At 63.4% G+C, this 10771-nt stretch carries 8 protein-coding genes; 4 read left to right on the plus strand and 4 right to left on the minus strand.

The genetic code is table 11. The features are described 5' to 3' along the window. Window positions 1-20 precede the first annotated feature (20 nt). Window positions 21-2189, plus strand: coding sequence for a TonB-dependent siderophore receptor (locus tag J1G37_RS13505; protein WP_207042360.1), 2169 nt, complete (start codon window positions 21-23; stop codon window positions 2187-2189). Window positions 2190-2193: 4 nt separating this feature from the next. Here the strand turns inward: J1G37_RS13505 and J1G37_RS13510 are convergent, their stop codons facing one another. The 3 genes from J1G37_RS13510 to J1G37_RS13520 form a co-directional block, all read right to left on the minus strand. Beyond that, a complete protein-coding gene (locus J1G37_RS13510; RefSeq protein ID WP_124530085.1) occupies window positions 2194-2631 on the minus strand; it encodes a carboxymuconolactone decarboxylase family protein in 438 nt (145 codons plus the stop codon). A 98-nt stretch (window positions 2632-2729) separates the two neighbouring features. Beyond that, a complete protein-coding gene (locus J1G37_RS13515) occupies window positions 2730-4175 on the minus strand; it encodes a mechanosensitive ion channel domain-containing protein (protein WP_207042362.1) in 1446 nt (481 codons plus the stop codon). 168 nt (window positions 4176-4343) lie between these two features. Then, on the minus strand, window positions 4344-5210 hold the full coding sequence (locus J1G37_RS13520; RefSeq protein ID WP_207042364.1) for a pirin family protein: 867 nt from the start codon (window positions 5208-5210) through the stop codon (window positions 4344-4346). Between the two features lie 179 nt (window positions 5211-5389). On the opposite strand from J1G37_RS13520, the gene J1G37_RS13525 reads away from it, so the two are divergent. Further along, complete coding sequence (locus tag J1G37_RS13525; protein WP_207042365.1) at window positions 5390-6133, plus strand: response regulator transcription factor; 744 nt, start codon at window positions 5390-5392, stop codon at window positions 6131-6133. A 20-nt stretch (window positions 6134-6153) separates the two neighbouring features. Then, window positions 6154-7473, plus strand: coding sequence for an ATP-binding protein (locus J1G37_RS13530; RefSeq protein WP_207042508.1), 1320 nt, complete (start codon window positions 6154-6156; stop codon window positions 7471-7473). On the opposite strand, the gene J1G37_RS13535 is transcribed toward J1G37_RS13530, so the two are convergent. Next, a complete protein-coding gene (locus J1G37_RS13535; protein WP_207042366.1) occupies window positions 7470-9410 on the minus strand; it encodes a TonB-dependent receptor in 1941 nt (646 codons plus the stop codon). The two genes, J1G37_RS13530 and J1G37_RS13535, sit on opposite strands and share 4 nt — an antisense overlap. 254 nt (window positions 9411-9664) lie before the next feature. Between J1G37_RS13535 and J1G37_RS13540 the strand changes: the two genes are divergently transcribed. Next, window positions 9665-10771: an efflux RND transporter periplasmic adaptor subunit gene (locus J1G37_RS13540; RefSeq protein WP_207042367.1), complete on the plus strand. Its 1107-nt coding sequence runs from the start codon at window positions 9665-9667 to the stop codon at window positions 10769-10771.

Raw genomic sequence — 10771 nt, forward strand, 5'->3', positions numbered from 1 at the left:
CAAGTAGAACGGAAAACCCGATGGCCATTCGTACCCACGCCTCCCTGCTGAACCTGGGCCTGCACAGTGTCGGCCTGTTGCTCAGTGCTGGCTTCGCGGCTGCCCACGCCGCCGACCTCGAACTGAGCCCCGTCAATGTCCAGGGTGAACAGCCCGGCGGCTACGGCGCCGATACCGCCTCAGTCGGCGGGTTCAATGAAGCCCCGCTGCTGGACACCCCCGCCTCGATCACCGTGCTCAATGCCGCACTGATCAAGGACCAGCAAGCGCGCCTGCTCAGCGAACTGCTGCGCAACGATGCCTCGGTGGGCGACAGCTACGCGCCCATCGGCTACTACGAAAACTTTGTGGTGCGCGGGTTCTCGCTGAATGCGGCGAGCAGCTACAAGATCAATGGGCGCACCATCACCGGCGAGCAGAACGTCGCCCTGGAAAACAAGCAACAGGTGGAAGTGCTCAAGGGCCTCTCCGGCTTGCAGAGCGGGATTTCCGAGCCCAGCGGCGTGATCAATTACGTGACCAAGCGCCCGGAAGACGTGCGTTCGGTGACGGTGGCCACGGATGACCGTGGCAGCGGCTATATCGCCACCGACGTCGGCGGCTGGTTTGGCAGCGAAAAACAGTTCGGCCTGCGCGCCAACGTCGCCCATGAAGATTTGAATTCCTACGTCGAACACGCCAATGGCCAGCGCGATTTCCTGTCCCTGGCCTTCGACTGGAACATCAGCCCCGACGCCGTGCTGCAACTGGACGCCGAATACCAGGACAAGCAACAGCGCTCCGTACCGGGTTATCAGTTACTCGGCGGCACCGAGGTGCCCCACGAGGCCTCGCCGAAGAAATTGCTGGGGCACCAGAGCGGCTCCAAGCAGGTGGGGATTGATTCGCTGAACCTCAACGGCAAGTTTGAGTACCGTTTCAGCGATCAGTGGAAAGGCAGCGTCAGCGCGGCGCGCAGCAAGGTGGTGATTGACGATTACAGTTCGTTTGCCTGGGGCTGCTATGGCTCCTCCAGTTGCACCGCGAAAGTGCCGAACTACTTCAGCCCCGAAGGCGACTACGACGTCTACGACTACCGCAGCCCTGACGACACCCGCCGCGATGACGAAGTGCAGGCGGCCATGACCGGGCTGTTCGACACCGCTGGCGTGGGCCACGAGCTGACCTTTGGCACCAGCGCATTTCGCCGGGTGATCGACAAGCGCAAGTCGGTCAACGAGTACATCGGCACCACCAATATCGACGTTGATGCACCAACCTTCCCGCCAACCGAAAAACCGCTGAACGACAGCCATCGCAACCTCGACAGCCGTCAATACGGTCTCTTCGTCACAGATCGGATTCGCTTCAACGAGCAATGGCAAACAATCCTCGGAGGCCGCGAGGTGCGTCTGGATGAAAAGGCATTCGACGGTATCACTGGCAACCAGACCCGCCACACCCAGCAATACGTATTCCTGCCCCAGGCGTCGTTGATCTACAAACCGGTGGAAAACATCTCGCTGTACACCAGCTACAGCAAAGGCCTGTCCCTGGGTGGCAGCGCGCCGTGGTTCGCGACCAATGCAGACGACACCCTGGCCCCGACCACCTCCCGCCAGATCGAAGCCGGGGTGAAATACGACTGGCGCCGCATCAGCTTCGCCGCCGCCGTGTTCCAGACCCGCCAGGCGTACCAGTACGCCAAGCCGGACGACGCGGGTGATTTCACCTATGTGCAACAAGGCGAGCAAAAGAACACCGGCCTGGAACTGTCGGCCAATGGCTGGGCCACCGAGCGCTTGCAGATCGCAACCAGCGTCGCGGCGATTCGCGCACGGGTCAGCGGCAGCGGCACCCCGCAATACGAAGGCCACCAGGCGATCAACGTGCCCAAACTGCGCGCCAGTGTGTACGCGGACTATGCGTTACCGTGGGTCAACGGGTTGGCAGTACTGGGCGGCGTGCAATACAGCGCGAAGAAATCGGCCAATCGCGACGGCACCGTTGAGGTAGGGGATTACGCGGTGGTGAATGTGGGCAGCCGCTACACCACCAAGGTGGACGGCTATGAAACGGTGTTCCGCCTGAGCGTCGACAACCTGTTCGACAAGCGCTACTGGCGCGACGCGGGCGAGTACATGGGCGATGACTATCTGTTCCAGGGCGCGCCGCTGACGGCGCGCCTGAGTGCTTCAGTCAACTTCTGACAGCTTATTTAGGCATCTTGCGGAAACCCACCGCCAGGCGGTTCCAGCTGTTGATGGTGGCGATGGCCACGCTCAGGTCAATCTGCTCCTTGGCGCTGAAGTGCTCGGCCAGGGCGTTGAAATCTTCGTCCGGGGCGTGGGTGTGGCTGATCAGGGTCAGGCTTTCGGCCCAGGCCAGTGCCGCACGTTCACGCGGGGTGAAGAACGGCGTTTCACGCCAGGCCGACACGGTGTACAGGCGGCGCTCGGTTTCACCGCCCTTGCGGGCATCGGCGGTGTGCATGTCGAGGCAGAACGCGCAGCCGTTGATCTGCGACACACGCAGGCGCACCAGCTCCAGCAGCGGCAGCTCGATGGACAGTTTGCCGACGGCGGTTTCCAGGGCCATCATGGCTTTCATGGCGTCTGGGGAAGCGGTGTAGAAATCGGTACGGGTTTGCATGGTGGAACTCCAGAACGGTGGGGATTGGTGACTAGATTAGTCACCGCACCGCTCGGGAGAAATATCCAATTGTGCCTAAGAACAGGTGACCAATCGCGCTACAGGCCGCGCTTGCGCAACCACTGCAAAAAGCCCTTCTTCACTGGCACCACCGGTGCCTCCTGAGTCAACACCTGCGCCGCATGCAGGCGGAAATCCAGCAGCGCCTTCATCGCCTCGCCAATGTCATGACGCGCGTCCAGGCACGGCTTGAGGTATTCCTTTTCAATGCGGTACAGGGTGCAAAAGGTCTTCGCCGAAAAGTCCGCCAGCGCCGCCTTGTCGGCCAGGATGCCCGCCTCGCCAATCACCTCGCCCGGCCCCATGCGCCCGGCTTCGAACGTGTGGCCGTCTTTGATCAGCATCACCGAGACCACGCCAGTCTCGACGATAAACAAGTGATCGCTGACCTCCCCCGCCGGCAAGATCATCTCGCCGGTGCGGTAGGTGTGCAGGGTCATGTTCTGGCTGAAGGTGTCTTTTTCTTCCTGGCGCAAGGTGGAGAAAATCGGCGAGCGTTCCAGCAAGGCGCGGGCGGCAGACATGGCCGACGGCGTACTGCCTTCGGTCGCCGACAGCAAACTCACACCCGCCGCTTGCAGGTGGCGGAAGGCCAAATCGTAAAGCTGGTTGCGCACTTCGCGCTTGAGGGCCATGGCCGGGACGAAGCCGCTGATCTCGTACTCCACGCCACCACTGGCACAGGTCTTGAACGCCACGCTGGGCGCCGGTGTGACCAGCAGCGGCCGGCAACCTTGCATCGCCCGTTCCAGCGCCTCGATGACGATCTGCGGGCGCGCATGGGGGCTGACTTGCAGGCTGACCGCCAGGCCGAACATATCCGCCGGGCGCGAGAAGTTGATGATCTTGGCCTTGGCCGCCAACGAGTTGGGAATCACCGCCATGCTGCCCTGGGAGGTTTGCAGGCGCGTGGCACGCCAATCGATATCGGTGACCCGGCCTTCGGTGCCGTCGATGGAGATCCAGTCATCCAGTTGGTACGGCTTGGTGGTGTTGAGCACGATCCCCGAGAACACATCGCTCAAGGTGCTTTGCAACGCCAGGCCGACGATGATCGCCACCGCGCCCGACGTGGCCAGCACGCCCTTGACCGGCAGGTCGAGCACGTAGGCCAGGGCGGCGATGATCGCAATCAGGAAAATCACCGCGCCGAGCAAATCCTGCAACAACCGCCCGGTGTGCCCGACCCGCTGCATCATCACCGCACCGAGCAACACTGTCAGCGTACGCGCCGCGAACAGCCACCAGCCAATCTGCAAGGCCGTGGCGGCCAGGTGCAAGGCGGTGTTGTCGGCATAGGGCGCGACTTGCATGGGGTTCATGCCATCGTTGAACAGCACGGCGCTGAACACCGCGAAGATCAACAGGCGCGCGGCGAGTTTCCAGTTGGCGAGGTTGACGGAGATCAGGCGCCAGACGGCGATGTCGATGAAAATCAGCGCCAGGGCACAGAACATCGGGTGATCGGAGATAAATGACGGCATCCAGGCGACTCCAGGGCGAATGGCGTGAAGATCGCATGAAATGGCAACGCTGGAAAACGAAATGTGGGAGCTGGCTTGCCTGCGATGCAGGCACCTCGGTTTGTCTGCCAGACCGAGGTGATGCTATCGCAGGCAAGCGAGCTCCCACAGGGGTTTGGCGGTGGGCGGTTAATCGTGCATCTGGCCAAACCGGCCCGAATGGAAGTCCTCGAACGCCTGATGAATTTCCTGCTCGGTGTTCATCACAAACGGACCATGGCCCACGATCGGCTCATCAATCGGCTCACCGCTGAGCAACAGCACCTTGGCATCGTCGTTGGCTTCCAGGCTGATCTGGCTGCCGTCGCGCTCAAACAGCACCAACTGCCCTTGGCGCGCGACTTCCTCGCCGTTGACCAGCACCGTGCCGCGCAGGATCACCAGGGCGCTGTTGCGCCCGGCGTGCAGGTCCAGGGTCACGGGTTTGCCGGCGTTGAGGCGCAGGTCCCACACGTCGATTGGCGTAAAGGTCCGCGCCGGGCCTTGGGTGCCGGCGAATTCACCGGCAATCAGGCGCAGTTGCCCGGCATCGTCGGCCAGCGGCAGCACGGGGATATCGCCGTCAACGATGGTCTGGTAACCGGCGTCGGCCATTTTGTCCTTGGCCGGCAGGTTCACCCACAGTTGCACCATCTCCAGCGCGCCACCTTTTCGGGCGAAGGCTTCGGAGTGGAATTCTTCGTGGATGATGCCCCGGGCTGCAGTCATCCATTGCACGTCACCGGGGCCGATAATGCCGCCAGCACCGGTGGAGTCGCGGTGTTCGACTTCGCCGTCATAGACGATGGTCACGGTTTCAAACCCGCGATGAGGGTGTTGGCCTACGCCACGACGTTCCTCGGTGGGGGTGAAATCCGCTGGGCCAGCGTGGTCCAGCAGCAAAAATGGGCTGATGTGTTTGCCCAGGTTGTCGTAGGAAAACAGTGTGCGCACCGGGAAACCGTCGCCGACCCAATGGCCGCGTGGACTGGTGTAGATGCCGATGAGTTTTTTCATGGTGATCCTCCAAAGTGGATACACCTTAAATCCGATAACAATAATGCGCTAGACGGCAAAAACGGCCTTGATCGTTCTACTGATGGAACGACATGCCGGCACCTCACGACAAATCCACGTTAATGATAATGACTCGTAGTAATATCCGCCCTCTCCCGCTCAACCCACCGAGGGCTGCAATGCCGTTTGCCGCAGCAACTGTCGCACCGCGCGTGCTGGTGGTGGATGACCACCGCAAAATCCGCGAACCGCTGGCCACCTACCTGCGCCGCCACACCTTTGAGGTGCGCACCGCCGAAGACGCGGCCGGCATGTGGCAATTGCTCAAGAGCCAGGCGTTCGATGTGGTGGTGCTCGACGTGTTGCTGCCGGACGGCGACGGCTTTGAGTTGTGCAACCAGTTGCACCGGCGCAGCAATACCCCGGTGATCCTGCTGACCGCCCGCGACACCGCCGCCGACCGCATTCGCGGCCTCGACCTGGGGGCCGACGATTACGTCACCAAGCCGTTCGAGCCGCGTGAGCTGGTGGCGCGGATCAACAGCGTATTACGCCGCCAGGGCCGCAACAGCGGGCCAGTCGCCCCCAACAATGGCGCCCGCGCGTACCAGTTCGCCGGCTGGCATTTCAGCGCGGCCAGTGCGACGTTGACGCGCGCAGACACCCCGGCGATTCAACTCAGCACCGCTGAAAGCCGCCTGCTGCAAGTGTTCCTCGACCACCCCAACCGCCTGCTGCCCCGCGAGCGCCTGATCGACCTGACCGCCGCCGCCGACAGCGACGTCAGCGACCGCGCCATCGACCGCCAGGTCAGCCGCCTGCGGCGCAAGCTGGCCCAGGGCGATGCCACCCCAGACCTGCTGCGCACCATCTGGGGCGGTGGTTACCTGCTGGCCGCCGAGGTCAGCGAGTGCACGCCCTGAGCCGGCTGTGGCCGCGCACCCTGGCGCGGCAACTGAGCCTGTTGTTGCTGCTAGCGTTGCTCGCGTCCAACGCCATTGCCATGCTGTTTCTGCAACGCACCGGCAGCCTGATCCACCCGCTGTCCCGCAGTTTCAGCCTGGAACGCCTGGGCATCGCGCACCACACGGCTATCGACCTGCCGCCGACTGAAACCGCGCATTTGCTGGAAGCCATGAGCACGGGCAACACACGTTTCTGGATCGCCGCCACGCCGGAAGTGCCACCGTTTGAACTGCGCCCGGAAGAACAACGCCTGGCCAACGAACTGCGCCGCCAACTGCAATTGGATGACGCCGCCAGCATCGGCATGCAGCTGGAACGCATCAGCGGCGCCAACGCCCGCACCCACGTGTTCAGCCCTGCTGGCTGGGCCCCGTTGCGCCTGCGCAGCAGCATTGCACTGCCCAACGGTAGCTATCTGAACGCCGTGCAATACCCCGCCGGCGCCTATGAATGGGGCCGCGTATTGGCCTACAGCCTGCCGGTCACCACGCTGCCGGTGCTGTTGATCGTGATGTTTTTTATCGCCCGCGTGGTGCGCCCGGTGAAAACCCTGGCCCAGGCCACCGAACGCGTGAGTCGCGGTGAATGGATCGCCCCGCTGGCGGAAACCGGCGCGCAGGAAGCCCGCGACCTCACCGCCGCCTTCAACACCATGCAAGCCAACCTCGCGCGGCATGTCGAAGGCCGCACGCGGATGCTCGCAGCCGTCAGCCATGACCTGAACACGCCGATCACCGAACTGCGCCTGCAAGTGGAACTGCTGGAACCCGGCGAGACCCGCGACGACATGCTGGAAAGCCTCGCCGAACTGAGCGCGATGGTGCGCGAAACCCTGAATTTCGTGCGCGATGATGCGGTGCAGGAAGCCACCGCCACCGTGTCCCTGAGCGGCCTGCTGGATGACCTGGCCAAGCGTTATCAGCGCCTGCATCAACCCGTGACCTGGCACGGCGCGCCGCCGCTGATGCTGACCTGTCGCCCATTGGCGCTGAAACGCGCGCTGACCAACCTGATCGACAACGCCCTGCACCATGCCGGCGACGCCAGCCTGGGCCTGCGCCGCGAAGACGATGGCTGGCTGCGGATCGAGATCCTCGACCACGGCCACGGCTTGCCCGAGGACTGGTTGAGCAAAGTCTTCGAGCCCTTTGTGCAACGCGGCGTCAGCGACGGCGGCGTGGGGCTGGGCCTGGCGATTGCACGCTCGTGCATCCAGGCCCATGGCGGCGAGTTGGCGCTGGAGAATCGCCCACCCGCCGGCCTCTGCGCCGTGGTGCGCCTGCCCGCCGCGCTTTAGAAGTTCAGCGTGGCACCCATCCACAGCGTGCGGCCGTAGTTCACCGTGCCGTAGGTTTCATCGTCGAGGCGCTTGTCGGTGAGGTTGTTGAGGGAGGCGTTGAGGGTCAACGAGTCGGTCACGTCGAACGAGCCGCCGAGGTCCGCCGTGGTGTAGCCCGGCGCCGGCTTGTCGGTGGTAATGGTGTTGCCGGTTTCTTCGCCGTAGTAACTCAGCGAGGCCCAGGCCTGGGTGCGGTCGTTGATGCTCCATTCCGTGCGCACATTGGCTTTTTGCTCCGGGGTAAGGGCCAGCGGTGCGCCTTTGTTGGCGCCGCTTTTCTGCTCGGAATCGGTGTAGGTGTAGTTGGCCTTGAGCAGCACGCGGTCGTTGATATCCCATTGGCCGTTGAGTTCGACGCCCTGGATGATCGCCTTGTCGACATTGACCCGCTCCATCACGGTGTAGCCGTTCCACATACGGTCAGTGGTGACAGTGGAGAGCTTGTCCTGGAAGTCGTTGTAGAACAGCGTCACCCCGCCCGACAGATTGTCGCGGTTGCTCCACAGCGCCGAGATTTCGTAGTTGGTGCTGGTCTCGGGCTTGAGTTCGGGATTGCCGAACATCACGAAGCGGTTGCGACGCAGGTAGGCGTAATCGGCAACCACCGCGCGCAGTTCCGGCGCCTTGAAACCACGGGCGATACCGCCTTTGAAGGTCCACTGCTCGCTGGCGCGCCACACGCCGTAGACGCGCGGGCTGATGTGGGCGCCGTACTCTTCGTGCTCATCCAGGCGCAGGCCGGTGGTCAGGGCGAAGGTGTCGGTGACCGACCATTCGTTCTCGGCAAACAGGGCTTTTTGCGCGACGGAGAAGGTGTAGTCGACACGGTCGCCCAGGCCCTGGTTCCAGTCGGTCAGCTCGCTTTTGTTCCATTGCAGGCCGACGGTGCTGACGTTATGCGCGGTGGGCACCACCAGCTTGGCGTCGAACACGGTGTTCTTGATCTCGGGCTTGCGTCCGTAGATATCGGTTTGTGCCGGCGTGGCCTTGCCTTCGCGGCTGGAGGTTTCCTGGGAGAGTGCGACGTCCGACGTGGCCCAGCCCCAGCGTCCCTGGTGGGACAGCGACCAGTGATCACGGTTGTTCTCCTGTTCGCGGGTAGCCCAGTTGGCGCTGGTGCCGTCACCGTTTTTCAGACGGGTAGCGCCGGCTTCAAGAAGAATGTCGTGGTCGATGGTCGGGGTGAAGGCCAGGCGCGCGGTAAGGTCACGGTGGTCGGCATTGCTGAAGCCGTTGGTTTGCTCGATGTCGTCATCAGCCTGGCGGTCGAGGTAGCGGCCCCACACCTGCAAGCCGAGAAAATCCTCCTTGAGCGGGCCGCTGAGGTAGAACTGGGTCTGGCGCGCATTGCCCTGGTCGCTGTGCTGGCGCGCGGAATAGTCATAGCCGATGGAACCGCCCCAGGTTGGCGAGACCTTGCGGGTGATCACGTTGATCACCCCGCCGATGGCATCCGAGCCGTACAGCGACGACATCGGCCCGCGCACCACTTCAATCCGCTCGATGGCGGCGGCCGGCGGTACAAAACTCTGCTCGTAGCCGCTGTTGCCGTTGACCCGCGATTCCCGTGCGCTCTGCCGTTTGCCGTCGACCATGATCAAGGTGTAGTCGGCCGGCATGCCACGGATGGAGATGTCGGTTTCATTGGCGCCGCCGTTGACCGTCACCCCTTCCACATCACGCACCGCGTCGCCCAAGTCGCGGTAGGACTTGCGGCGCAGCGCTTCACCATCGATCACCGTGACCGACGCCGGCGCGTCTTCCACGCTTTGGGCAAAGCCGGCAGCGGTGACCACCACATCGTTGAGTTGCAGGGCAACGGGCTCGTCGGCATAGGCGTTGAAGCTACCGGCGACCAGCAGCGCCAGGGGGGTGAAGCGAAAAGCAGGAAGCATGGAGGGGGACCTTAGGAGTGAACTCAAAAGAGAATCGTAATCATCCAGGCCCGGATAACTTGGACAAAGTGTGACATCGCCACAAGAGTCCCCCACCCCCCTCAAGTCATATGGAGCTCCCACTTTTGGTCTCCGATCTTTTCAGATGACTGGGCGCCGTCCAGATAAAAGAGGCTGGCTTATTTTTTATTTCGACCATAATATTCAACAAAATATTACCACCATAATTTTATGCAATACCCCCGGAGCCCGCCATGCACCCTTCTCCCCTGCGCCTTCTCACCCCCCTGGCCCTGTTGATCCTCCTCAGCGGCTGCAACAGCCAAGCCGACACCGCCGCCCAAGCCCCTCAACCACGCCCGGTACTCGCCGCCAAGGTCGAAGCCGCCCGCACCCAGCAAAACGCCTACACCGGCGTGGTCGCGGCGCGCACGGAAAGTGACCTGGGCTTCCGCGTCAGTGGCAAAGTCATCGAGCGCAAGGTCGACCCCGGCCAGCATGTCTCCCGTGGCGACACCCTGCTGGTGCTGGACATCGGCGACTTCGAACTGGCCCTGCGCTCGGCGAAAAATCGCGTCAACGCCGCCCAGGCCCAACTGCGCCAACGCCGTGACGACGAAAACCGCTACCAACGCCTGGCCAGTACTGGCGCGGTGTCGCGGCAGATCTTCGACCAGTCGGCGACCAACCTGCGCGTCGCCGAAGCCGAACTGGCCGCCGCGCAATCCGACGCCAGCCAGATCGAAAACCGCCGCACCTATTCGGTCCTCAAGGCCGACGGCGACGGCATCATCACCGACGTGCGGGTGGAGCGCGGCCAAGTCGTCGCCGAAGGCCAAGTCGTGGCCCGCCTGGCCCATGACGGCGCCCGCGAAGCCATCGTCAACCTCCCGGAAAACCAGCGCGACCAAGCCTCGCAACGGGCCCTGGCCTTCCCCTTTGGCTCACCGGATCAAGCGGTGACCGCCACCCTGCGCGAACTGTCCGCCAGCGCCGACCCCACTACCCGCACCTACCGCGCCCGCTACGTGTTGCACGGCGCCGTCGAGCGCTTCGCCCTCGGTTCGACCATCACCGTGCGCCTGCAAGGCAACGGCCAGGCCCAGCACACGCGGGTGCCCATCGGCGCCTTGCAGGATGCGGGGCAAGGCCCCGGCGTGTGGCTGATCGGCGCGGACGACCGCGTCAGCTTCGCCCCGGTAAATGTCGTCAGCCTCGGCCAGGAAGACGCCCTGCTCAACAGCGGCGTGGCCCCCGGCCAGCTCATCGTCGCCCTCGGCGCCCACCTGCTGCACAGCGGTGATGCAGTGCGCCTGCTGCCCGCCCAGGCACTGGCCCTCAACCGCAAGCAGGACCACTGA

It is taken from the genome of Pseudomonas sp. Marseille-Q1929, assembly GCF_017316265.1.
GTDB lineage: Bacteria > Pseudomonadota > Gammaproteobacteria > Pseudomonadales > Pseudomonadaceae > Aquipseudomonas.

Bases quoted from the DNA above. Each gene is read 5' to 3' on its own strand.
- J1G37_RS13505 (WP_207042360.1), top strand. From the start codon at position 21: ATGGCCATTCGTACCCACGCCTCCCTGCTGAACCTGGGCCTGCACAGT.
- J1G37_RS13535 (WP_207042366.1), bottom strand. From the start codon at position 9,410: ATGCTTCCTGCTTTTCGCTTCACCCCCCTGGCGCTGCTGGTCGCCGGT.
- J1G37_RS13540 (WP_207042367.1), top strand. From the start codon at position 9,665: ATGCACCCTTCTCCCCTGCGCCTTCTCACCCCCCTGGCCCTGTTGATC.
- J1G37_RS13510 (WP_124530085.1), bottom strand. From the start codon at position 2,631: ATGCAAACCCGTACCGATTTCTACACCGCTTCCCCAGACGCCATGAAA.
- J1G37_RS13520 (WP_207042364.1), bottom strand. From the start codon at position 5,210: ATGAAAAAACTCATCGGCATCTACACCAGTCCACGCGGCCATTGGGTC.
- J1G37_RS13515 (WP_207042362.1), bottom strand. From the start codon at position 4,175: ATGCCGTCATTTATCTCCGATCACCCGATGTTCTGTGCCCTGGCGCTG.
- J1G37_RS13525 (WP_207042365.1), top strand. From the start codon at position 5,390: ATGCCGTTTGCCGCAGCAACTGTCGCACCGCGCGTGCTGGTGGTGGAT.